General features: G+C 60.4%; 14 protein-coding genes, 4 tRNA genes, 1 pseudogene and 1 riboswitch. Of the genes and pseudogenes, 5 read left to right on the forward strand and 14 right to left on the reverse strand.

Annotation, left to right across the window (positions count from 1 at the left end; genetic code table 11):
* Positions 1-96: 96 nt before the first annotated feature.
* The 6 genes and pseudogenes from KGA89_RS23530 to KGA89_RS23555 all read right to left on the reverse strand — a co-directional run bounded on the left by KGA89_RS23530 (position 97) and on the right by KGA89_RS23555 (position 12,464).
* Positions 97-504 (reverse strand): hypothetical protein, encoded by a 408-nt coding sequence (locus KGA89_RS23530; RefSeq protein WP_080570004.1) that lies wholly within the window; start codon positions 502-504, stop codon positions 97-99.
* An 8-nt stretch (positions 505-512) separates the two neighbouring features.
* Positions 513-9,689: pseudogene (locus KGA89_RS23535) on the reverse strand (hemagglutinin repeat-containing protein).
* A gap of 45 nt (positions 9,690-9,734) precedes the next feature.
* Entirely contained in the window at positions 9,735-10,253 is a 519-nt protein-coding gene (locus tag KGA89_RS23545) for a toxin-activating lysine-acyltransferase (RefSeq protein WP_223472664.1), read from the reverse strand.
* 9 nt (positions 10,254-10,262) lie between these two features.
* Positions 10,263-10,388 (reverse strand): hypothetical protein, encoded by a 126-nt coding sequence (locus tag KGA89_RS30535; protein ID WP_263292910.1) that lies wholly within the window; start codon positions 10,386-10,388, stop codon positions 10,263-10,265.
* A gap of 18 nt (positions 10,389-10,406) precedes the next feature.
* Entirely contained in the window at positions 10,407-11,924 is a 1,518-nt protein-coding gene (locus KGA89_RS23550; protein ID WP_223472665.1) for a ShlB/FhaC/HecB family hemolysin secretion/activation protein, read from the reverse strand.
* Positions 11,925-12,387: 463 nt separating this feature from the next.
* Positions 12,388-12,464: transfer RNA gene (locus tag KGA89_RS23555), tRNA-Arg, on the reverse strand.
* A 525-nt stretch (positions 12,465-12,989) separates the two neighbouring features.
* On the opposite strand from KGA89_RS23555, the gene KGA89_RS23560 reads away from it, so the two are divergent.
* The 3 genes from KGA89_RS23560 to KGA89_RS23570 all read left to right on the forward strand — a co-directional run bounded on the left by KGA89_RS23560 (position 12,990) and on the right by KGA89_RS23570 (position 14,978).
* Positions 12,990-13,316, forward strand: coding sequence for an Arc family DNA-binding protein (locus tag KGA89_RS23560; RefSeq protein ID WP_003204761.1), 327 nt, complete (start codon positions 12,990-12,992; stop codon positions 13,314-13,316).
* Between the two features lie 161 nt (positions 13,317-13,477).
* Entirely contained in the window at positions 13,478-14,290 is an 813-nt protein-coding gene (locus KGA89_RS23565; RefSeq protein ID WP_080587852.1) for an AraC family transcriptional regulator, read from the forward strand.
* Positions 14,291-14,369: 79 nt separating this feature from the next.
* Positions 14,370-14,978 (forward strand): LysE family translocator, encoded by a 609-nt coding sequence (locus KGA89_RS23570; RefSeq protein WP_223472666.1) that lies wholly within the window; start codon positions 14,370-14,372, stop codon positions 14,976-14,978.
* A 479-nt stretch (positions 14,979-15,457) separates the two neighbouring features.
* On the opposite strand, the gene mgtE is transcribed toward KGA89_RS23570, so the two are convergent.
* On the reverse strand, positions 15,458-16,900 hold the full coding sequence (gene mgtE / locus KGA89_RS23575) for a magnesium transporter (RefSeq protein ID WP_003204768.1): 1,443 nt from the start codon (positions 16,898-16,900) through the stop codon (positions 15,458-15,460).
* Positions 16,901-17,222: 322 nt separating this feature from the next.
* Between mgtE and KGA89_RS23580 the strand changes: the two genes are divergently transcribed.
* Positions 17,223-17,738: a cell envelope protein SmpA gene (locus KGA89_RS23580; RefSeq protein WP_223472726.1), complete on the forward strand. Its 516-nt coding sequence runs from the start codon at positions 17,223-17,225 to the stop codon at positions 17,736-17,738.
* A gap of 40 nt (positions 17,739-17,778) precedes the next feature.
* Here KGA89_RS23580 and KGA89_RS23585 read toward each other — a convergent pair.
* The 7 genes from KGA89_RS23585 to ltaE all read right to left on the reverse strand — a co-directional run bounded on the left by KGA89_RS23585 (position 17,779) and on the right by ltaE (position 23,741).
* Positions 17,779-17,855, reverse strand: a tRNA-Arg gene (locus KGA89_RS23585).
* A 72-nt stretch (positions 17,856-17,927) separates the two neighbouring features.
* Positions 17,928-18,004: transfer RNA gene (locus KGA89_RS23590), tRNA-Arg, on the reverse strand.
* 107 nt (positions 18,005-18,111) lie between these two features.
* A tRNA-Ser gene (locus KGA89_RS23595) sits at positions 18,112-18,202 on the reverse strand.
* A gap of 62 nt (positions 18,203-18,264) precedes the next feature.
* Positions 18,265-18,453 carry a carbon storage regulator CsrA gene (gene csrA / locus KGA89_RS23600; RefSeq protein WP_003178872.1) on the reverse strand — a complete coding sequence of 63 codons (189 nt, stop codon included), beginning with the start codon at positions 18,451-18,453 and terminating at the stop codon, positions 18,265-18,267.
* Between the two features lie 184 nt (positions 18,454-18,637).
* Complete coding sequence (locus tag KGA89_RS23605) at positions 18,638-19,879, reverse strand: aspartate kinase (RefSeq protein ID WP_003204774.1); 1,242 nt, start codon at positions 19,877-19,879, stop codon at positions 18,638-18,640.
* An 89-nt stretch (positions 19,880-19,968) separates the two neighbouring features.
* Positions 19,969-22,590, reverse strand: coding sequence for an alanine--tRNA ligase (alaS, locus tag KGA89_RS23610; protein WP_003204776.1), 2,622 nt, complete (start codon positions 22,588-22,590; stop codon positions 19,969-19,971).
* 146 nt (positions 22,591-22,736) lie between these two features.
* Positions 22,737-23,741, reverse strand: coding sequence for a low-specificity L-threonine aldolase (gene ltaE, locus KGA89_RS23615; RefSeq protein WP_223472667.1), 1,005 nt, complete (start codon positions 23,739-23,741; stop codon positions 22,737-22,739).
* Positions 23,742-23,994: 253 nt separating this feature from the next.
* Positions 23,995-24,163: riboswitch (FMN riboswitch) on the forward strand.
* Between the two features lie 100 nt (positions 24,164-24,263).
* On the opposite strand from ltaE, the gene KGA89_RS23620 reads away from it, so the two are divergent.
* The gene (locus KGA89_RS23620; RefSeq protein ID WP_024618891.1) at positions 24,264-24,773 is read left to right on the forward strand and encodes a 6,7-dimethyl-8-ribityllumazine synthase; all 510 of its coding nucleotides are present in this window, start codon (positions 24,264-24,266) and stop codon (positions 24,771-24,773) included.
* Positions 24,774-24,828 lie beyond the last annotated feature (55 nt).

Here is a 24,828-nt window from a genome sequence, read left to right on the forward strand (position 1 = left end):
TCCCCCGGCAAACCAAATCTCCTGCCTTATTGAAAAGAAAAGCTAACACCGATAAAACAACACCGGCGCAAGGCCGGTATTGTGGATCAGCAATGATCAAGAAAACTCTATTTTGCAATCTGACAAAGGGATTGAGCGGCCATCGGAAATAACCAATTGATCACCTTTGATTTGGGCGAGTAATAGACCAAGGCCAATTGCGCCTGCCTCAATATCTTTTCTCCAACCGTCAAGATCACCATGATAGGAAATCGCATGAAAAATAGGTCCCTCGGGCGGTGTGACTCTGCACCCGCGATCATTTACCCCTCCACGAACAGCATTCGGAGGCTCAGAAAAGCAGGTAATGTTATTAAATTGTTTCCGTAGTTTGTTTTTCCCATCGTCCGAAAAATAAACAACTTGCTGCCCGTCCACAACCGTAACACCAGGTACATTTCGAGCGTTCGACTGCTCAATTTTCCCACCCAGAACTTTTTCTAACGTTTCCCGATCACTACTCATCTCACACCTCACTTTGTTGCCGGGGTAATTACAAATTTAAAATTTGTGACGCCGGCACCGGTAAATACCTTCGAATAATAACTAGCTAGCTCTCGGCTGTTCGTATGATAAATAACACCGCCATCGAAAGCAGATGAGTATTTCTTCGCCTGATCTACCATTTTCGTCTGTTCAGCTACTGACCACGGCTTCAAGCCAGCCAGGCTTTCTGGGTTCCGAATAGAACTAGCCCAGTCATCGACAAATTTTGCTTCAATAGCTGTGGGTTTCCCGCCGATCACTGCCACTTCATCAGCGACACCGTTGACACGTTGCCCATCGACAATTGCCGTGTATTTACGTTCAGCAAATGCAGTATCCCCATACATCCCACGCACACCACTTTCGTAACTCTGTGCCTTATCGATGGCCCGGCTACCACTCACAGCAACCGGATTGGTTGTTTCCAGCGTGGTACCTGCCCCTTTGGCACCGACATTGTACTCCCCCGCATTCTCGACAACCTTCCCATTAACCGTCGTCGTGCCAGGGCTATATCCCCCCTCAAGTTTCTTGCTATACGCCCCCTCCACGCTGCTCCACTGCATCGGCTTACCAGCAGCGGCTTCAGCTTTAGCAATGTTGGCCATATCGGCCATTTTTTCAAGCTCTTTGGCCCCCACCTTGATCCCGGTTTTCGCCAGCGCCACGCCGCCCTTGGCCGCCGTGCCCACGCCCGTGGCGATGGTGCCGACTTGCCAGACCAGTTCGCCAATATCCTCGCCCAGTTGCACGGCACGTTCGTCGCCGCCGTGTTCCAGCGCGTCTTCGATACGTGCGATTTTGGCTTTGGCGTCATCGACCATGGCGTTGCCTAATCTCTGGCGCGCCTCGGGATCCTCGATCAAGGCTTTGATACCTTTGATCCCTTCAACCGGATTAAGGAGGAATTGCGCCAGCCCTTCGACGTCGCTCCAACCCGCCTGCGCCAAGCCCTTGCCGATGCCGAATCGGGTCAGTACTTCTTGTTTTTGGTAAATGTACGCCCACTTGGCAACCACCTTAGCTTTGCCCACCAGGTCAGCCTCGCTGTACTCCTTCTCCGCCTGAACCAACTGCTGGGTCGCCAGCCAGTTGTTGTCCACCGCAGCGCCGGCCGCGCTGGTGGCGGTAGCCGGGTCGAGCGAGGAGCTGGTGGCGGCCAGCCCGGTGACGATGCTGACGATCAGGTTGCGCTTGGCCTCACGCTGGGCTTCGCTTTCATCGGGGCTGGCTTCGGAGAACAGGCCGGTGAGCAGGCTCGACGCCGCCGCGCCTGCGGCACCGCTGCCACAGCTCTGGCTGCTGGCGGCGGCGCCCGCGCAGGCGACGATGCCGTGCAGGGCGGCGTGCAGCGGCGAGCCTTCGGTGAGTTTGCCGTCCGCCACCAGGTCGCCGATGTAGCCGGCACCTTGCTGCTGCACGTAATTGACCACCAGCCCTTGAACGAAGGCACTGTTGTCGCCGCTGATGTTGCCGCTGGCCGCGCCCACCAGGGCGGTGGTGATTTGTCGGTAGGTACCGCCCGCGCCCCACTTGTCGGCGATGCCGCTGGCTTCGGCGTTCAGGCGCTGAGCGTTGCCGAGCAGCGCCAGGCGTTCGGTGTCGGTGAGTTTGGCGTTGGGGTCCAGGGCCGCTGTCTGAGCCGCCTCGGCCTGTTTGCGCTTGAGGTCGACTTCCTTGGCCTTGTTGGCGAGCAAGGTGCTGGCTTCGTTGGCGAACGCCCCGACGATCTCGAAACCGGCACGGATTTCGTCTTCGTCGAAGATCGGCTTGAGCGTGTTGGTGGTGTCGCGGTCGCTGGAGACATCGCGGTTGAGGCTGGCGATAGTTTGCTCGCCGTTCTTGCCGGTGCGCTTCTGTTGCTCGGCGTCGTTGCTGATGACGATGGTGCCGCCACTGATGCCGCTGCGGGTGACGCTGCTGGCGTCGTCGCTGGCACTGATGGCGATCGGCATCGTGGCGCTGAGGTCGTTGTCGTTCTTCGGCAGGTCGGTGCCAGGGGTTTGCGTGCCGCCGCTGGTGGCGTTGCCCTGCTGGTCCTTGCCGACTTCGCGATAGCCGCCGCCGACGCTGACGGTGCTGGCGTCGTACTCGGCCTTGTTCTTGATGTCGCGACTGGTGAGGCTGGCGGTGACCAGGCGATTCTTGCCGTCCTGCACGGCCTTGTCGCTGCTGGCGATGACAGCGCCGACCAGGTCGGTGTTGCCACCCACCCGAATGTCGAACCCGTCGTCCCCGGCCTTGATGCCCGATTGCTCGGTGACGCTGGCGTAATTGGAGTCGATATCGGTGGCACCGAAGCTGCCGCTGGCACCGCTGACCGAACTCATGCCTAAGCAGAACGGCGGAATGCACAGGCTGATGCCAACGCCCAGGCTCTTCTCATCGACCACGTAGGTGTTGGTGTCTTGCAGGCTTTCGATGTTCAGGTCGCCGCCGATATCGGCCAACACCTGTTTGCCGCTCGCCACCGCGCCTTTGAGGTTGGTGTCACCGCCCGAGGACAGCAACAACTGGTTGCCCGCCTGGACATGGGTATTGGTGTGGGTGAGCCCATCGCCATCCGCCTGGCCGCGGCTGCCGGAGGCACCCAGGTCCAGGGTGAAGCCGTTGCGTGCACCGAGGGAAAAGCCGATGCCGATGCTCGCGCTGCTGCCTTTGCTGTCGGTTTCCTGCTTGTCGATATTGCGCGCGGCGAGCAGGTTGATATCGCCGTCCGCCAGCAGGCTGGCGTTGCGGCCAGCCTTGATATCGCTGCCTTGCACGGTGATGTCGCTCGCGGCGCCAGCTCCCGTGGCGCGCAGGCGAACGTCGTTGCCAGCGGTCATGGTCGAGCCAGCCGCGCTGTCGCTGGTGTAGGTGGTGGTGCTTTCGTTCTTCTTGGTGCCCAGCGACAGGCTGATGTTGATCCCGCCCACCGCGCCCGGGTCCATCGCCACGGCAGTGGCGGCATTGTTGGCCGCCAGCACGGCAGTGGCGGCAGCCAGGGCCTTCATGCGCCCGTCGTCGGTTTTCTCCGACGCCCGTTTCATTTGCTGGGACGTCTGGATCGCACTGATCACCGGGTTGGTCACGGTGAGGGTGAACCCGGTCTGCTTGAACAGGGTTTCACGCTCGCGCTCGCGGGTGTTGCGCGCCTCGACGACGTCGATGGTCTGCGCCGTGACGTCGATGTTGCCTTGTGGCGCCGACACCTGGCTGCCCACCTGACGGTAGCCCTTGCCCGCTTCGATCAACACATCGCCAGCGGTCGAGCCGACGGTGCTGGCCACGGCCGTGTGCTCGGTGGTGAGGTCCTTGACGCTTTGTTGCTGGCTGCCCAGGGTGACGGCGATGCCACCGCCGCTGAACAGGCCGCTTTTCTTCACGGACTTGTCATGGCGTTCGCTGCTGCTGGCGGTGTCGGCTTCGATGTTGACGTTGTTGTCCGCCACCAGCACCGTCTGGGTCGTGGACACCACGTTGCTGCCCTTGAGGTTGATGTCGCGACCGGCCTGCACATAGCTCTGCTCGCCACTCAGGGTGGAGCCTTCGACCGAGGTCTGGCTGATGGTGTCGCGGGTGGTGGTGGTCTTGCTGGAGAACATCCCGTTGCTGCCCTTGACCTTGTGGGCTTCATCGGCGAACTGGTAGTTCTGGCCGGCGGTCAGGTTGACGTCGCGCCTGGCCTCGGCAAACACCGCGCCTTGTTCGCTGGTGACATGGGCGGCGCGGGCGTTGAGGTCTTGGCCGGCGCTCAAGCGCACGTCGCCCTGTCCTTGGACCTGTGAGCCGACTTCGGTCTGGCTGGCGTCCTTGCGCCAGTTGCTGCTGTTCCAGGTCAGCGCTTGTTCGTGCGCTTCGCCGACCGTGGCCAGGTTGATGTTCTTGCCCGCCTCCAGCAACGTACTGCCGCCTTTGCCGGCATTGACCACCTGGGCCCCGGTGAGGTTGAGGTCGTTGCCGGCGCTCACCCCCATCGTGCCCTGGGCACCGCTGACGAACAGCCCGGCCACCCGCGACAGGTTGGTGCGGGTGCCTTGGGCGCTGCTGCTGTCCCGGCTGCTGGAGATGACGTTGATGTCCTGCCCGGCCTTGACCGACAGGCTGTCCACGGCACCGATCAGGCCGCCGAGGTTGTTGAGGTTGTTGAGGTTTTCCCGCGCGGCGAGCGATACCTTGTCGGCCTGGATGCGCCCACCGAGGTTCTCGATGTTCTGCGCGGTGATCGCCATGACACTGCGCCCGGCCAGGCTGCCACTGTTGACCAGGTCGCCGGCGATGTTCAGGCTCAACTGCTGCCCGGCAATCAGGGCACCGGAGCCGTTGAGGTCGCCTTCCTGGACCCGTACGTACACCTGCGGCACCAGCACGTTGCGGGTGTCACCATTGGCGAGGGTGACTTGCTTCTGCACCAGCCAGACGATGTCACTGGTCAACTGAGCCATCTGCTCGGAGGTCAGGGCCACGCCGGGCACCAGTTGCCATTGGCTGGCGACGGTCACGGCGTTGTCGATCAGGGCACGATATTGCGCTTCGTCATTGGCGTAGCCGTCAAGGAAACGTCGGCCGGTGAGTTGCGCGATCTGTTCACGAATCAATTTCTGTTCGTAGAAGCCGTCGCCCAGACGTTGTTGCGTCAGGGCTGGGTCGACTTGCAAGCGCTGCAACATGTAGTCCGACGACAGCCAGGTGCGATAGCTGGCAAAACGCGGGTCGGTTTCGATCAGGTAGCTGCTGGTGTTCTGCGGATTGGTGGTGAACAGGCTGTTGTTCGGCAAGGCCAGGGATGGCCCGCCACTGCGAATCTGCTCGGCCACGCCCTTGTTGTTGAGGGTGGTCTGGGCCGCGACCTGAACGATAGGCGCCACTTGATAGGTTCTGCCGACCGGGGCGCTGACCGTGCCCGTGGCGGCTATCTGCTCGCCGACGCCCTGTGTGGCGCGGGCGCTGATCTGGGTGCCGGTACCGTTGCCGGCGGCGTTCTGGGCGAACACGGTCGGCTGCAGGGTGATGTCCTGGATCAAGGGGGCTGGCGTGTAGGCCGTGACGGCCGTTCCCTGACGGTCCCGGCCCTTGCGCTGGATGCGATAGAAATTGCTGACGGTGCCGCTGTCGGTAGTGGTGCGCTGGCCGGTCAGTTCGGTGTTGGTCAGGCTGGTAATGTTGGCCTGCAACAACCCACCGGCAATGATGCGGCTCTTGTCGTTGAGCACATCCCCTGCGTTGATCTGCATCGTCCCACCAGACAGGATCTGCGCCGGTGCCGAGGTGGCGATCTGGGTCTCCTGCACCACGCGGGTGTAGTCGTAGCGGTTCCAGTTGTCTTTGCGCCCCTCTGGGGTGGTCAGGTGAAGGACCTCGTCGTTGTTCACGGAGATCTGGTCGCCCTGGTAGCGGTTCGGCGAACCGCTGAGCTGGAATTCCTGCAAGGCGGTGCGGCTGACTTCCACTTGCTGGGTGCTGAAATGTTCGTTGGTGTTGCGCACGTTTTGCACATCGAGCGACAGGTTGCCGAGGGCTTCGATGGTCGCACTGGCGTTGGTCAGCAGTTGAGCACGGTCCTGGGCCTTGTCAGTCGCACTCAGCGCACCACCGATGGCGAGGTCCCCGGCACTGAAGATCAGCGCCTGCTCGCGGTTATCCAGGGTGCCGGTACCAATGTCCAGCGACTCACGGGCGGCGATGGTCGCGGCGCTGCCGTTCTCATCACGGTTGCTCAGCGCCGAAGTGGCGATCGCCAGTCGATCACCATACAGACGTCCGGTGCCCAGGTTGTTGAGCGACAGCGCTTGCACACGCACTTGCTGGCCGTCGATCAGGCCACGGTTGGTCAGGCTGTCGTTTATGCTCAGGCGAACCTGGCCGGCGCTGATCTCGCCGCTGGCGGCGTTGTCCAGCGTCTGCGAGCGCACCAGCAGGAGATTGCCTGCCAACAGTTTTCCGCTGTTGTTGAAAGCGCCCTCGGTGCTCAGGTCGATCTTGTTATTGGCCTGGATCTGTCCACTCAGGTCCAGGCCACTTTGCAGGCTGAACGTCAGGTCGCCCAGGCTCAGGGCTCGACCGGTGCCTGCGTAATAGGCCGCGTTAAGGGACAACAGGCTGCCAGCGAGCAAGGTCCCGTCGAGGTTGTGCACTGCCTGGCGACGCTGCGCCGGATCGCGATCAGTGATGGTCAGGCCGGCTCCCGCGGAAATCAGGCCGCCCTGGTTATCCAGCGTTTGGCTGACGCCGATGGACAATCCTTGGTCGGCGCGCACGGCACCGGCCTGGTTGCCGAAGGTGTCGAGCGCCAGGCTCATGGCACGCCCTTCAAGGCCCTGGTTGGCACCTTGGGTGGCGCTGTTGTCGAGCACGCCGGCAATCACGCCCAGCGTTCCCGCGCTGCGCACCAGTCCGCCCTGGTTGTTGAGCGTATCCCCCAGTACCAACTGGACATCGCCGAGGCCTTGCAATTGACCGCCGCGGTTATCCACCCGGGCACCTTCGACCCGTACGGTTTTCTCGCCAATGATCTGGCCGCCGCTGCCGTTGGTAAGGTCGGTGGCCTTGAGCACCAGCGCGCCTTTGGCGCCGAGGAAGCCGCCACTGTTGTTGAAATGGGCGCTGTGGATTTCCACCGCACCCTGGCCGCTGATGCCTTGGGTGGTGCCGGACTGAAGGTTGTTCAGCGCCTGGCTGTCGGTGTCGATGAACAGCTTGCCCTTGGCCTGGATCAGGCCCGCCGCGTTGCGCAGTTCACCGCTGCGCAGATCGAGGGTCGCACCGGCATTCAACGTGCCCTGGCTGTTGTCCATCAGCAGGCCGTGGCTGTCCAGGTCCAGGGCCTGGCCACTGATCACCCCGCCCTGGTTATTCAGGCCCTGGGCCGACAGATCGATATCGCCCAGCGCTTCAAGACGCCCGCCGCTGTTGTTCAATGCATCGGCCGAGACGCTGACCAGCAAGCCGGACTTCACCGAGCCCAGCACGCCGTTGGTGTTGTTCAACTGCCCGGCGATGATTTCCATGCGCTGGGTGGCGGCGAGCGTGCCGCCGATATTGTTCAAGCGGTCGAACGTCGCGTACAGCTCACCGCCAGCACTCACGGTGCCTTGGGTGTTATCCAGCGCCTCGCCGCTGACCTTTGTCGTCCCGCTGGCGGCCAGCGTCCCGCCGTCGTTATTGACCTCTTTGTCGGCCGTGACGGTCAACGCACCGTTATCGGTGGCGAGGACTTTGCCGTCCTGGTTGTTAAACGTCCCGACCTTCAGGACCACCGCCCCTGGACTGCTGACTTGTCCGGCCTGATTGTCGAAGCGTTCACGGGCGGTGACCTGCAAGGGCTGCGCGCCGGTCTGGAGAATGCGTCCGCACTGGTTGGACAGGGTCGTGGTGTCGAGCGTGATCTGTTGGCCTTGGGTCAGGCCATCATCGACCACCACCTCGCGGGCCTTGACGCTCAATGTGCCATTGCTCGCCAGGGTGCCTTTGCTGCCAGCCAACTGGGTGGCCTGGATGTCCAAGGTACCTTTGCCGGCGTGCTCGACCTTGCCCTTGCTGTTGTCGAGGCGATCGGCGCCAAGCTTCAGGTTGTTGCCGTTGGAGGCAATACGGCCACCGCTGTTGTCGAGCGTGGCAGTGGCTTTGATCGACGCGTCGGCGGTGCCGGTCTGCACCAGCTCACCGCCGACATTGGCAACATCCCGCGCGCCCAATTGCAGGTTGCCAGCGGTGACCTTGGCCCCATTGGTGCGCAGGGTATTGGTCGCTTTGGCAGTCAGCACCTGGGTCGCATCGACTTGACTGCCACTGAGGTTGGCATCGCCGCCGCTGGCCGTCAGGGTGACGTTTTGACCCAGGGTCTGGCTGCTGCTCAGGTCCAGGTCAGCGGCCTCGACGCTGACATCGCCGCCGGCAAGGTTCTGGCATTGCGCCTTGACCGTGGTGGCCCGTAACGCGAGGTTGCCGCTGCTGCCCAACTTGCCGTCCGCCCCGACGCCCGCCGCCAGGCTCGAGGCCGTGGTGCTGCGAATGTTCTTGGCGGTCAGTGTCGTGTGGTTCTGGCTGGCAACGGTGCCGCTGTTGTCGATGTCACCGGTACTGTCGAGGCCCAGGTCGCCCTTGGCGTAGAGTGTGCCGCTGTTTTCAACACTGGCGGCATTGATTCGGGTCGCTGTAGCACTGCTGATCGCACCCTGGTTTTGCAATTTGCCGTCGGCGCTGATCACGACCTCGCCAGCCATGGCACCGATCTGCCCGGCGTTGCGCACACCCACGCCGGATTCGGTGCCCACCAGCATGATCTTCCCGGCATACATGCCGCCGAGCTTGGCAACGTCGATGGCAACGGTGGGTTTGTCTCCCTCGGTGCCTGGCAGCAGCGTGGCCTGGGTGTTGTCGGCATTGACCTGATTACGTCCGGCGGTGACCTTCAAGTCGTTGGCTCACACCCCGGCGTTGACCTGCACCGAGCGGGCAATCAGGTCCGTGTAGTCGGTCTCGCGGGCATCCAGGCCTTTGCCTTCGATATTGATGGTGCCGCCCTGCACGGTGTAGCCGGTGATGCGACCGTTCTCCAACTGCGCCCGGCCGGTGCTGAGGGTGGCCCGGTCGGCGTTGATGAAGCCGCAACCGTTGCAGGTGATGCCGGCCGGGTTGGCGATCACCACTTCGGCGCGCTGGCCGGCGACTTCGACGTAACCGCGCAGTTGACTGGGATTGCTGGCGTTGACTTCGTTGAGGATGACCCGCGCGCCGCCATTGCCCAACATCGGGTTGCCTTCGATCCAACCGCCCAGTTTCGTCTGGCTATTGCCCGTGCCGTTGTTGAGGATCACCCCCCGGCTATCGACGTCGAACTGGTTGTAAGTGTTGCGCGAGACACCGCCGGCGCTGGGGGGCTGGATATTGACCTGCGGCGTGCCGTTGGCGCTTTGTATCACCATGGGTTGCTGGCCGGCCGGAGCGCCAGGATCGGCGACGATGGTTCCAGCCCAGGCCGGCGCCACGCTCAAGGACACCAGGCCAATCGCGGTCATCAAGGCAAAGCGCAACGCCCCGAGTGTCGCCGTGCAAGCCGCTGCGCTCGTCGTCGGCCCGGAGCGGGTCCCCGGCGCCTTGACTTGGCTGGTGACGTTCTCGGCCACGACCATCAGCAGTACGCGGGCCTTGTTGAAAACGATTCGGTACAGATGCTTGTTCATAGCAATTCCATTTGCGGAGCCAGCCCGCACGACCAGTGGTTGGAGTTACGCTTCGATTGCCAGTGGGTGGGCGGCGAACCAGGCCTGGGCCTGTTCGGGAATGACCCCGATCCCTTGGAATGTCTTGACCCGCAGGCCGCGCTCATCGCCTCGGTGATAGAGCGCACGGGCGCAGCGATCGATGAAAAGGTGACGTTGCAACAAGCGGCTCAATGCCGCCGTGTGACCAAAGGGAGCGACCCAGTCGTTGAGCCAGAGGCGCTCGCCGCTGTTCCAGTCGTCTTGGGTCAGCGCCAGCGGCGACTGGCGCAGGTAACGTTGCTCTGCCGCCTCGTCGAGGTTGAGCCAGGACAGGTAGAACACCGGCTTGCCGTGCTCGGAGCCGAGCACGAATTGGCGATGCTTGAGGGCCGGCAGCAGCAGCGTCGGCAAGGTGTGCAACGGCGCATCGCGATGGGCCTTGGAATGCATCCACAACCAAGTGGCAGAGCCGAACACCGCGGCTTCGCTCCAGGGTTCATCGATCAGGCCGGGGGCGATAATGTCTAGCGTCTCGAACAGCATGGGATCACCTCAGAATGACCAGATGACGGTGAAGGCGCTGGTCACGTTGGCCGTCTCGAAACCATCGGGTTTCTTCAACGGCGTGCCCACCGACCAGTCATAGGACAGGCCCTTGTAACCACCGCGAATGCCCACCACGGCCCCTGCCAGGCGCTAGCCGATCAGGAACTCACTGGATTGACCGCTGACTTCGCCATAGTCGATACCGGTGTAGAGCTCCTGGCCGGCCTGCCCCAAGGACAGGCCGACCTCGTTGCGCAGGGTCCAGCCACGGTCGGCGGAAAGAATGTTTTCACCATCGAAGCCCCGCACGCTGTAGCGCCCGCCAATCGAGAAACGATCCTGGGGCACCAACGGCGTCCGGTTCCATTGCGCACGCCAGCCGCCGATGTAGCGCAGTCGCTGATCGCCAAGCTGAAATGGCACCTGCAGTTGGGCGTCGGCGGTGATGATTTGCGAGCGCGACGTGCCGGCATCAAAATCTTCCTCGGGTGCCCTGAGCGAGTCGTGGGCACCGGTGCCGCGACGATAGGCGACACCCAGGTCAAGAATCGAAGCGCCAATGAACTCTCGATGATCCAACCCCAACTGCCAGCCGGCCATGCGGCGTTTCTGGTTGCCGACTTCGGTGTCGTCGATGAAGTTCTCCGACGAACGCGTCCAGAGGCTGCCCCAGGCGGTGGTCTTGCGAACAGCGTCGCGGTACAGCAGGCGGGACAGACGCAACTCGTTGTTACGACTCTCGCCCCGGTACTGATAGGTCTGGTTGGTGCCGGCGACGGACTGTTCGTAGTTGTATTCACTGCTGGTGAACCCCACCTGCCAGTAGCCGAACGGCAGCGAATAATGCAGCGTGCGGCCATCGGAGCCACGGTGCCCGGACTCGCCCCCGCCCAAGTCATGGTTGACGCTGGCGTAGAGCAAATCGTTGAGCGAGAGCAGGTTGTCCAATGACAGCGACACGTTGCCCTGGTATTTACCGGTGGTCTTGCTGCCCGAATTGTCCACCGACAGGCTCACACGGGCGGGGAACCGCTGGCTCCAGGCGATCACCACGTCGCTCTCACCGGGTTTGGCGTCGACGGCACGGGCCGGCGCGATCTTGATATCGGCTTCGGCGGTCGGCACACGTTTGAAGTTTTCCAGCGCCTGCTCGATGTCGCGCAAGTTGAGCAGATCGCCAGGATTGGCCGGCATCGCGTTCCAGGCATTGGCGCGGGAGCTGGTGCCCTCTTCGAAACGAATCTCGCGAATGCGCCCCGGCACCAGGGTCAAGACCAGAACCCCGCTGTTCAAGTCCTGGGCTTCGGCGAGCACGCGAGTGGTGACGTAGCCGGCCTCGATGATCGCGTTCTGCATGCGCTTCATCGTCAGATTGATCCCGCCACCGCCGAGGCAACGACCGATGGCAGGGTCATCCTTGGGGTTGGCAGCGCGCAACGCCCACTGGAATTTCTCCGACGCCTCGCCAATCAGACGGATGTCATTGATGGCAAAGCAGGGACTTTCCTTGGCGGGCAAGCGATCGACACCCTCAGCCACAGGGGCCGCCTGCAGGCGCACATCCGGCCGGGGTTCCAACTGCTCCCTCAACACCCGTTCGCGCTCTTGCTGGCGCAGCAGTTCTTCTTCAGGCCCAGCCGCCTGCGCAGCGCTCCACGCACCCGTCATCCACGCTGTCATCAACAGCAGCGCGAGAGACTTGGCGTTTTGTGCAGATGAACGGGTTCCGTCAACACAACGGCGAGTATTGCTCGGTTTACGCGTTCGGCAGGGTGCGGCTGGGTGCATGTCACATCCTTGTGGCCTGAATCAAAGACACGGTGGGTCACGCCCGCCGGACGCGGCATTGGCGCTGACATAGATAAAAGAGGTACGAACTCCATCGAAAACGAAGGAAAAGTCCTACAACGTACCGAGACGGTCAGATAGCCGAGGGGAAAGAAAGTTTCGCATTACCGAAATATCCTCGATACAAATGGCTAGAAATGGGGAATCGGTCACAGCATTGAGGGGTGAAATGGCCGTGCAAGGCCTGAACGGCGCGCTCAGACCGGAGTTGATCGTTCGGGGATGGGGATGGGGATGGAAGCAGGAAAAGTCAGCGGCAATTTCGCTAACCCATTGTTTATAATGGTGTCCCAGGGCAGGTTCGAACTGCCAACCTTCCCCTTAGGAGGGGGATGCTCTATCCAATTGAGCTACTGAGACACGAGTCGACCACGAGATACGCGGTGCGCGGGACGGCGTGCATGTTAACGACCTGCCCTGCGTTTGTCATGTCGCCCATGGCTTTTTAAGTGTAGGCAAATAGTACTCCCTGTAAGGCTGGCAGATCCCGGATGCCGAGTTTTGGCCGCCATTCATCCGCCCTGGTTCGCTTATCCTAGTAAATCGGCAATTTGCCACTATCCTGTACAAGACAGGGACGGCACACGTTTTTGTCCATTTCCGTTATCCGCCAGACGGTATGGCACATAGACACAATCCGACGGTCACAGATGCGAACCTGTTGTTTTTTACCAACCAGTCCGCATTTTTTGATGAAGGGTACTGGCAGAACGCCTTTACCCGGATCAGAATTTGTCACAGAATTGGCGCCAATGATCTGGCAATTTTGAGGCATGATGCGGGCCTCTTAACAATTCAGGTTGAACATTTGGCAATGGAGCTTGTCTTATCGACATCCTGCGGCCAATCCCGAGAACCGCTCCCCTGAACTAACCGGTTAAATATATGCGCCCATTGAAACAGGCAATTTATTCCAGCCGTACGGCTGACAAGTTCGTCGTACGTCTGCCAGACGGAATGCGGGAACGCATTGCCGAAGTGGCTCGCAATCATCACCGCAGCATGAACTCTGAAATCATCGCGCGTCTTGAACAAAGCCTTATTCAGGAAGGCGCGTTGGGTGAAGAGTTGAGCATGCGCCTGGACAGCCCAGAGCTGTCATTGCATGAGCGCGAACTGCTTCAACGCTTCCGACAACTCTCCCATCGCCAGCAGAACGCCCTCGTTTCGCTGATTGCCCATGACGCAGAAATGGCCGCAGACGCGACCTGATAGTCCCCAAAATACTCAAGCCAGCCTCGTGCTGGCTTTTTTTTGCCTGGCATTTGGCCCAAGCCTGCTTTTCAAGCACTCATCAGCGAACCAACACCACTGCTGCCCCATGGCAGTAATGCTAAATTGATCCGCTAAAAAGTATGGGCATGGAGGCCTGCATGACAGGTCACGCATTCAAGATCCAAAGAATCCCAGGGCTGGGCGTGGAAATCGTCGAGGCCGATTCAGATCGAACGTTCGTCCGGCATATGCACGAACATTTTGGCATTGGCTTGCTTGTGCGCGGGGCGCAACGTTCAACCAGCGGCCGAGGCCAGGTAGAAGCGACGGCCGGCGACCTTATTTCGGTCAATCCGGCCGAAGTGCATGATGGCGCGCCCATCGGAAACGGGACACGTCGTTGGCAGATGCTGTATTTCGACCCGCCACTGATTGCGCAGGCATTCAAGGATATGGCGAACGATGGGGGCATCTGTGCCCAGGAATTCGCTTATCCGGTACTGCCGCGCCCGCGCGCGGCAGAATTGTTCCGCACTTTGTACCAAGCCGTCGCTCAAGCCGAGGAGCTTGGCGATCACCTCAAGATCGAAGAAACGCTCGCGCTTTTGCTCGAACATTTGCTGGATCGCTCCATACCGGTATCGTCTTTGCCGGAGGTCGCGGCAAACCGTGCAAAAGCCCTGATCGACGACGATCCGCAGTCGTCCATGTCGCTTGCCCTGCTCGCCAGGGAGGCCGATTTAAGCCGTTTTCAACTGGTACGCGCCTTCACCCGCCTGACCGGTTTGACACCCCACGCCTATCTGCTGCAACGACGTATCCACCGGGCACGACAACTGATCGCTGCTGGCATGCCGCTGGCCGATGCGTCCCTGGCCAGCGGTTTCGCCGATCAGAGCCATATGACCCGATGCTTCGTGCGCAGCTTTGGATTCTCACCCGGCATGTACGCCCGGCAAGGGCACCCGTAGCGACCCGCAATTTCGTTCAAGATGCTCCTCCTCATCACAGGCAGGCTGGAGACTCCATAACTGCCAAGGTCGGCGTCGCATGAACCTCGAATTTTTTGTCACTTCCCTGATCGTGGCGGCTTCGCCTGGTACTGGCGTGGTCTATACGGTTGCAGCCGGCCTGGCCCGGGGCTGGCGCGCGAGTGTGGTAGCGGCATTGAGTTGTACCCTGGGGATCGTGCCGCACATGCTGGCAGCCATCACGGGCCTCGCGGCACTGCTGCACACCAGCCCACTGGCTTTCGAGATCACCAAGTACCTGGGCGTCGCTTACCTGCTGTGGATGGCATGGAGCACGCTCCAGAGCCACGGGGCATTGCATATTGATCCGCACAAGACTCCGCGCTCGAATGACGCGGTGATTTTTTCGGGCATTTTGCTCAACCTGCTGAATCCAAAGCTGTCGATTTTTTTCCTGGCCTTTCTACCGCAATTTCTCGCGCCAGGAGAAACGGATGCCATGTGGCGCATGCTGCAACTGAGCTTCATCTTCATGGCGATCACCTTTGCCGTCTTCGTCATCTATGGCGTGCTCTGCGCATCGATGCGCCGCCATGTTCTGGAACGTCCATCCGTGTTGCAGTGGTTGCGCCGCCTGTTCTCGGCAGCCTTTGTGTTACTGGCTGTACGACTGGCGTTGATGCAGTGATGCGTGGGGGATTTTGTGAAGAGCAGGGTTGGTGTGTATATCCATTGCTGCGGTAACGGGGCGCCGAAATCAACGTCCACCGCGAGGCGGCCTTGTAGCCGACCTGGCTCTTTGGTGATCGCGTTTCTCCTGTGGGAGCGAGCTTGCTCGCACGATAGCGGAGGGTCAGTTTGTGGTGATGTTGGATGTGCCGGCGTCATCGCGAGCAAGCTCGCTCCCACAGATTTTGCGGTGCACACGGATTTTGTGCCTGCCAAAGATCCAATGTGGGAGATCCAATGTGGGAGCGAGCTTGCTCGCGATAGCGGTGGTGCAGTTGCATAGAGGCTGGACCTGCCAGCTGCTCTTGTCTTTAGTCTTGACGCCCCGCAATCCAAAAGAAGCGCAAAAAAAACGGCGCTTCCCATTTCTGAAAGAAGCGCCGTTTTTTCTATGTGGACAGTATTACGCCAAACAGGCGGTTTTTTCGATGAGCGACTTCAGAGCAGGAAAATCGTCGCCAACCCCAGGAAGATGAAAAACCCACCACTGTCAGTCACGGCAGTGATCATGACACTGGCGCCCATGGCAGGGTCACGCCCCATGCGGGCCAGGGTCATGGGGATCAGGACCCCCATCAATGCCGCCAACAACAGATTGAGCGTCATCGCGGCCGTCATGACCACCCCCAGCGACCAGCTGCCATAGAGCAGATAAGCCACCACGCCAATCACACCACCCCAAATCACACCGTTGATCAAGGACACAGCCAGTTCCTTGCGCATCAATCGCGATGTATTGCCGGTACTGACCTGGTCCAGCGCCATGGCACGGACGATCATGGTGATGGTCTGGTTGCCAGAGTTGCCACCGATACCGGCGACGATGGGCATCAGCGCCGCGAGTGCCACCAGCTTCTCGATGGAGCCTTCGAACAGCCCGATGACCCGGGAAGCAACAAACGCCGTGATCAGATTGATCGCCAACCAGGCCCAGCGGTTACGCAGGGATTTCCAGACCGAGGCGAAGATGTCTTCTTCTTCGCGCAGACCGGCCATGTTGAGGACTTCGCTTTCGCTTTCCTCACGAATCAAGTCGACCATTTCATCGATGGTCAGACGACCGATCAGCTTGCCGTTCTTGTCGACCACCGGCGCCGAAATCAAGTCATAACGTTCGAACGCCTGGGCCGCATCATAGGCGTCTTCGTCCGGGTGAAAGCTCACCGGATCGCTGGCCATGACCTCGGCCACCTGTTTTTCCGGATCGTTGACGAGCAAACGCTTGATGGGCAGAACGCCCTTGAGTACGCCGTCGTAGTCGACCACGAAAAGCTTGTCGGTATGCCCCGGCAGCTCCTTGAGGCGACGCAGGTAGCGCAATACCACTTCAAGGCTGACGTCCTCTCGGATCGTCACCATCTCGAAGTCCATCAGCGCACCGACCTGCTCCTCGTCGTAGGACAACGCCGAGCGCACACGCTCACGCTGCTGGCCGTCGAGGGCTTCCATCAGTTCGTGGACAACGTCCCGCGGCAGTTCGGGCGCAAGGTCGGCGAGTTCGTCGGCGTCCATTTCCTTGGCCGCCGCCAGCAACTCGTGATCATCCATGTCGGCGATCAGGGTTTCCCGAACCGAGTCCGACACTTCGAGCAGGATGTCACCGTCGCGATCAGCCTTGACCAACTGCCAGACCGTCAGACGCTCTTCCAGTGGCAAGGCTTCAAGAATGTAGGCGACGTCGGCGGAGTGCAGATCATCGAGCTTGCGTTGCAGCTCAACGAGATTCTGCCGGTGGACCAGGTTCTCGACCCGGTCATGATGCGGACCTTCCTGGCGATGCGTCAGGTCTTCGACGACCCGCTGGCGCTGCAGCAGCTCAACAACTTGAGCGAGGCGATCCTGAAGGCTTTCCTGCGTTTTTTTTACATCTACTTGGGTCATAGGCGAACTCCACTCCCAGCAGTGGAGCACGCCGGAAGGATCAATCAGTCAATTCATGATTGGCAAAACTAAATATTGAGTAACTACTGGGTAAGTCCATGGAGATATTCCAAAGCCCCGGCGGGGCTGACGGGCGCAATCATACACCGCTTGACGCTTTAAAACGCTAAAAAATCATGGCAAGAACAAGCGCTTGCGAGACAAACCTGAACACAGGCTGAACCTGTTCCTTTACGACGACTTATCCAGAAAAGAAAACACACGCCGCGGCGCAAATGCAGCGACTACCCTTCTCTTCTGCACCGTCAAGGAGGACGATCGGATGCATCCAAACCACTGCCTGTTCCTGCTCGCCTGCTTGCCCTGCCTGCCTTTGTGGGCTGCCGGGCAGACCGTGCATCGCTGCGAAAACATCGCAGGGCACGTGACATTCACCACCCTGAGCTGCGGCCCGGGAGAAGCCCTGTCGCTACAACAGATCCATCCGTACCGCCCAGGTTCGACCGAACCGACAATCAAACCGACGACCGAGGCAATGCTGCCTGAAGCGGAGCGCGGGCAAACATCCGGCAATAAAACCACGCGCAAGGAACCGACCGTGGTTGGCCAGTTCCAGGACCGCTGCGGGAACCTAATCGACGCCAGGCAACGCCGCGACGCCATCCTGGACCGACGCATCATCACCGGCATGAGCCAACAGGACGTAGAGAGCGCCCTGGGCAAGCCAGACTCGATCAAAGTTCGGAATTCGAGCACGCGGTATACCTACAAGGCGAGGAAAGGTCGCAGCGCAGAGGTCGTGTTCGATGAGAGGGGATGCGTGAAAGGCAAATCGTAGACAGCAAAAAGCCCGCGTTAAACGCGGGCTTTTTGGTGTTTGGTGCACTCGACAGGATTCGAACCTGTGACCGCTCGGTTCGTAGCCGAGTACTCTATCCAGCTGAGCTACGAGTGCAGATTGTGGTTTTATACCAGATCACAACTGGTTGAAGCCAAGTTATTTGCATTGCTGCAAACAACTCTTAAATGGTGCACTCGACAGGATTCGAACCTGTGACCGCTCGGTTCGTAGCCGAGTACTCTATCCAGCTGAGCTACGAGTGCATTTGTTGCCGCGCATTATAGGTCGTCAATTCCTTTTGTAAAGCGCTTTTTTCAGTAATTTCAATCACTTACTGAACAAGCCAGGTTTTGACGCACTAAACGAATAATGGCGGAGAACGGGGGATTCGAACCCCCGACACCCTTTTGAGGTGTACTCCCTTAGCAGGGGAGCGCCTTCGGCCACTCGGCCAGCTCTCCGCAACACGGGGCGTATATTAACCACCTTCATCCCCGTTTGCAAACATAAAAATCGATAAAAATTAATGGCTTGGTTCGTCGTCCTTCTCTTTCTTGATACGCAGGTAAATTTCCTCGCGGTGTACAGCAACCTCTTTCGGGGCATTGACGCCGATACGCACTTGGTTTCCTTTGACGCCGAGCACGGTCACGGTGATTTCGCCATCGCCAATAATCAGGCTTTCTGCACACCGACGGGTCAGAATCAGCATACCTTTCTCCTCACGCAATTCACTTAAGGGACAACAGTCTGCAAAAAAAAGGCGTTGGACCTACAACCGAAACGGTCGAAGCCTACAGGCCTAGTATTGACCAGCGCGGGCAAAAGAACAGTTTTGGGACGCGCCATTCAGAAAAACAAAGGGCGCGGTCCAGCCGCGCCCTCCAGACAACGCTTTATTCGCCCGGCTGGGCAGGAGCGTCGAGTTCGAAAGCCGTGTGCAGGGCGCGCACGGCCAGTTCCAGGTATTTCTCTTCGATCACCACGGAAACCTTGATTTCCGAGGTAGAGATCATCTGGATGTTGATGCTTTCCTTGGCCAGGGATTCGAACATGCGGCTGGCCACGCCTGCGTGGGAGCGCATGCCGACACCGACGATCGAGACCTTGGCGATCTTGGTATCGCCCACCACTTCACGGGCACCGATCTCGCCAGCGGTTTTTTTCAGTATCGCTTCGGCAGACTGGTAGTCGTTGCGGTGCACGGTGAAGGTGAAGTCTGTGGTGTTATCGTGCGAGACGTTCTGCACGATCATGTCGACTTCGATGTTCGCGGCACTGATCGGGCCGAGAATCTTGAACGCCACGCCGGGGGTGTCTGGCACGCCACGGATGGTCAGCTTGGCTTCATCGCGGTTGAAAGCGATGCCGGAAATGATCGGCTGTTCCATGGATTCCTCTTCATCAATAGTAATGAGGGTGCCCGGACCCTCTTTGAAGCTGTGCAGAACGCGCAGCGGAACGTTGTACTTGCCGGCGAATTCGACCGCCCGGATCTGCAACACCTTCGAACCGAGGCTGGCCATTTCCAGCATCTCTTCGAACGTGATCTTGTCCAGGCGCTGGGCCACAGGCACCACGCGTGGATCAGTGGTGTAGACACCATCCACATCGGTGTAAATCTGGCATTCGTCAGCCTTGAGGGCTGCTGCCAGCGCTACGCCCGTGGTGTCGGAACCACCACGGCCGAGGGTGGTGATGTTGCCCTGCTCGTCCACACCCTGGAAACCGGCGACCACCACGACACGGCCAGCCTTCAGGTCGCCGCGAATCTTCTGGTCGTCGATCTGCAGAATACGCGCTTTGTTGTGCGCGCTGTCCGTCAGGATACGCACCTGGTTGCCGGTGTAGGACACCGCTGGCACGCCACGCTTGATCAGCGCCATGGCCAGCAAGGCGATGGTCACCTGCTCGCCGGTGGAAACGATCACGTCCAGTTCCCGCGGAACCGGTTGCTGATCGCCGCTGATTTGCTTGGCCAGATCGATCAGACGGTTGGTCTCGCCGCTCATTGCCGACAGCACAACCACCAGGTCATCGCCCGCCTCGCGGAATTTCTTAACCTTGTCGGCGACTTGTTCGATTCTCTCGACAGTGCCGACCGAGGTGCCTCCAAATTTCTGTACGATCAAAGCCATTTCAAAGCCGCCTCTGCCCATGAAGGGCGCCCAATAATCACTCAACAGCGGTCGGGCCCGTGACTAGACCACGAGCCCGCGACGCTGCCTTAAATACCCTGCTCTACAAATGCAACGGTCTGGGCCAGTGCTGCGTCCAGTGCGCCGACGTCGGTACCACCGCCTTGCGCCATGTCCGGACGACCACCGCCCTTGCCGCCCACTGCCGCAGCGGCTTGCTTCATCAAATCACCGGCTTTGAGTTGGCCAGTCAGGTCTTTGGTCACGCCTGCGACGAGAACGACCTTTTCCTCATGGACACTGCCGAGCAGGATCACTGCGCGGCCGAGTTTGTTTTTCAGTTGATCGACCAGCGCCAGCAGCGCCTTGCCATCCTGGCCGTCCAGACGCACGGCCAGCACTTTCACGCCCTTGACGTCCACGGCCTGGGCCGACAGATCGTCGCCCGCGGCGCTGGCGGCCTTGGCCTGCAACTGCTCGAGCTGCTTCTCCAGCAGGCGGTTGCGCTCCAGCACAGCCGACAGCTTGTCGATCAGGTTGTCGCGGCTGCCCTTGATCAGGGTTGCCGCTTCCTTGAGTTGTTCTTCGGCCGCGTTGAGGTAGGCCAAGGCCGCCGCGCCGGTGACCGCTTCGATCCGGCGCACGCCGGATGCCACGCCACCTTCGCTGATGATTTTCATCAGTCCGATGTCACCGGTGCGGTTGGCGTGGATGCCACCGCACAGTTCAACGGAGAAGTCGCCCATGCTCAGCACACGCACGCTGTCGCCGTATTTCTCGCCGAACAACGCCATCGCGCCCTTGCGCTTGGCAGTCTCGATGTCGGTTTCTTCGGTTTCCACCGGGGAGTTCTTGCGAATCTCGGCGTTGACGATCTCTTCCAGCGCCTTGAGCTGCTCAGGCTTGATGGCTTCGAAATGGCTGAAGTCGAAGCGCAGGCGCTGACTGTCCACCAACGAACCCTTCTGCTGGACATGCTCGCCCAGCACCTGGCGCAACGCGGCGTGCAGCAAGTGCGTGGCGGAGTGGTTCAGCGACGTGGCATGTCGAACATCGGCGTCGACATGGGCGGCCACCGGGGCGGCGATCATCAGGCTGCCCGAAGCCAGCACGCCGTGGTGCAGGAAGGCACCGCCGGTCTTGGTGGTGTCACGCACGTCGAAACGCGAACTGCCGGCCTGCAGGTAACCGCTGTCGCCGATCTGGCCGCCGGATTCGGCGTAGAACGGGGTCTTGTCCAGCACGATCACGCCTTCCTGGCCTTCGCTCAGGATGTCGACCGATTGCCCGTCCTTATAAATGGCAACGATCTTGGCCGAACCGGTGGTGCCTGCATAACCGGTGAACTCGGTGGCCACGTCAACCTTGACCAGGCTGTTGTAGTCCATGCCGAAGGAACTGGCGGAACGCGCACGCACCCGCTGGGCGTCCATCTCGCGCTCGAAACCTTCCTCGTCGAGGGTCAGGTTGCGCTCGCGGGCGATGTCGCCAGTCAGGTCCATCGGGAAACCGTAGGTGTCGTACAGCTTGAACACCACATCGCCCGGGACCACGTTGCCCTTGAGCTCGGCCAGGTCCTGCTCGAGGATCTTCAGGCCTTGCTCCAGGGTCTTGGCGAATTGTTCTTCTTCAGCCTTGAGCACGCGCTCGATGTGCGCCTGCTGGGATTTGAGCTCCGGGAAGGCTTCGCCCATCTCGGCCGCCAATGCCGCGACGATCTGATAGAAGAAGCTGCCCTTGGCGCCCAGCTTGTTGCCGTGACGGCAGGCGCGACGGATGATCCGACGTAGCACATAACCGCGACCTTCGTTGGAAGGCAGCACACCGTCGGCAATCAGGAAACCGCAGGAACGGATGTGGTCGGCCACCACTTTGAGCGACGCCTGGTTGTCGTTGGTGCAACCGATGGCCTGGGCCGACGCGCTCAGCAGGCTCTGGAACAGGTCGATTTCGTAGTTGGAGTGAACGTGCTGCAGCACCGCACTGATCCGCTCCAGGCCCATGCCGGTGTCGACCGACGGCGCTGGCAGCGGATGCAACACGCCATCGGCGGTGCGGTTGAACTGCATGAACACGTTGTTCCAGATCTCGATGTAGCGGTCGCCATCTTCTTCCGGCGAGCCGGGTGGGCCGCCCCAGATGTCGGCGCCGTGATCGTAGAAAATCTCGGTGCACGGGCCGCATGGGCCGGTGTCACCCATGGTCCAGAAGTTATCGGAGGCGTAAGGCGCGCCTTTGTTGTCGCCGATGCGCACCATGCGCTCAGCCGGGACACCGACCTCTTTGGTCCAGATGTCATAGGCTTCGTCGTCAGTGGCGTAGACCGTTACCCAGAGCTTCTCCTTGGGCAGGTTCAGCCACTTGTCGGAGGTCAGGAAGGTCCAGGCGAAGGTGATGGCGTCGCGCTTGAAATAGTCACCGAAGCTGAAGTTACCCAGCATTTCGAAGAAGGTGTGGTGACGAGCGGTATAACCGACGTTCTCCAGGTCGTTGTGCTTGCCGCCTGCACGCACGCACTTCTGGCTGCTCACCGCACGGGTGTAGGCACGTTTTTCCTGGCCCAGGAAGCAGTCCTTGAACTGGTTCATCCCCGCGTTGGTGAACAGCAGGGTCGGGTCGTTGCCCGGAATCAAAGAGCTGGAGGCTACTCGGGTGTGGCCTTGCTCTTCGAAGAAGCGAAGGAAGGCTTCACGGATTTCTGCGCTTTTCATTAGGTTCTTCCACGGAGGCTGCGGCCAAAGGCCTGTGCAAAACGTCAACAGACGAAGCAACGGCAAAGGGCCGCATTATATCGGCCCTTCGCGTGGGGTACAGCGTGTTTATGCGATAGAAACTGTCAATTGGCCCGGTTGACGGGTCAGTGGCGGGAAAATTCGACGAAAGTGGCGACCACCTGGTCGATTTGCGCCGCGCTCACGTCCATGTGCGTCACCATTCGCAGGCGTGGCGCCGCGCTGAGCTTGACGCCCCGTTCATCGGCAAATGCCTTGATCGCCTCGGCCCGCTCGCCCATTTGCACGTAGACCATGTTGGTCTGCACCGGCTCGACTTCATAACCCGCCGCACGCAAGCCCTCGGCGAGCCGCTGGGCATTGGCGTGGTCATCGGCCAGGCGCTGGACCTGATGTTCCAGGGCGTACAGCCCCGCCGCCGCGAGAATCCCCGCCTGGCGCATGCCGCCACCGACCATCTTGCGCAGCCGGCGGGCCTTGCCGATCAGTTCGGCGCTGCCACACAAGACCGAGCCCACCGGCGCGCCGAGGCCCTTGGACAAGCACACCGACACCGAATCGAAGTACTGCGTGATCTCATGGGCATCGACATTCAGCTTGACCGCAGCGTTGTACAACCGCGCCCCGTCCAAGTGCAGGGCCAGGCCATGTTCCTGGGTGAAACGCCGGGCCCGGGCCAGGTATTCCAGTGGCAGCACCTTGCCCTGCATGGTGTTTTCCAAGGCCAGCAGGCGGGTGCGGGCAAAGTGGAAATCATCGGGTTTGATCGCCGCGGCGACATGCGCCAGGTCCAGGGAACCGTCCGCCTGCACTTCAAGGGGCTGGGGCTGGATCGAACCGAGCACGGCCGCACCGCCGCCTTCGTATTTGTAGGTGTGGGCCTGCTGGCCGACGATGTATTCGTCGCCGCGCTCGCAGTGGGCCATCAAGCCCAACAGGTTGCTCATGGTCCCCGTGGGCACGAACAGCGCTGCGGCAAACCCCAGGCGCGCGGCCAGTTCGGCCTCGAGGCGATTGACGGTCGGGTCTTCCCCATACACATCGTCGCCGGTAGGCGCGCTGGCCATGGCATCCAGCATGCCGGCGGTAGGTTGGGTGACCGTATCGCTGCGAAGATCGATAACACTCATGAATCTGGCCTCGGGCTCAAGTGGAGGGAAATCCCTTTCGAAGGGCAATTACTGCGGTCATGGCGAGGAATAATCAAGCCCAGGACGACACGAACCAACAGATTATTCAAAACCCCTGTTGGAGCGAGCTTGCTCGCGATGACGGCGGCACATTCAGCAGCGATGCAAGCTGATCCACCGCCATCGCGAGCAAGCTCGCTCCCACAAGGGGTTATGTGTTAAAAATTGCCCGCCGTCACAAAGCGTGGCGGCAAAACGTTCTCAGGGCGGGGTGTAATTCCCCACCGGCGGTAATTGCACGCAACGTGCATAGCCCGCGAGCGCTTGGTGGTGCACCAGTTTTTGGGGTGTAGCGACAAGGTCAGCAGACCCGGTGTGATTCCGGGGCCGACGGTCATAGTCCGGATGAAGAGAGAACGGGATTGATACCCAAGGGCCGACTGCGACTGTCCGTGCGCGGCGTACCCTCGAATCCCCTTCGATTCATGACGCCCTGTTTTTCACACAAACAGGAACCAGAATATGCAACCCACTGCAATCGACAGCAAAAGCAAAAGTCATCCGGGCGAGCGCGTCGCGTTCATCCAGGCCTGCTGGCACAAGGAAATCGTCGACCAGAGCCGTAAAGGTTTCGTCGCCGAAATGATCATCCAGGGTTACCAGGAAAGTGATATCGACTTCTTCGAAGTCGGCGGTGCCTTCGAGATTCCGCTGCACGCCAAGCTGCTGGCCAAGTCAGGCCGCTACGCCGGCATCGTCGCCGCTGGCCTGGTGGTGGACGGTGGCATCTACCGTCACGAGTTCGTCGCCCAATCCGTGATCAGCGGCCTGATGCAGGTCCAGCTGGAAACCGAAGTGCCGGTGTTCTCGGTGGTGCTCACGCCCCATCACTTTCATGCAGGGGAAGAACATCAGAAGTTCTTCTTCGAGCATTTCGTGCACAAGGGCCAGGAAGCAGCGAAGACCTGTGCCGATACGTTGCACAAGACCCGGGCGTTGCGCCGTAGTGAGCAGCGGGCGGTAGCGGTCTAAAAGCCGCTAAAAACCTGTGGGAGCGAGCTTGCTCGCGATGGCGGTGGTTCAGCCT

The sequence above is a fragment of the Pseudomonas sp. A-RE-22 genome (genome assembly GCF_019956035.1).
Classification (GTDB): domain Bacteria; phylum Pseudomonadota; class Gammaproteobacteria; order Pseudomonadales; family Pseudomonadaceae; genus Aquipseudomonas; species Aquipseudomonas brassicacearum.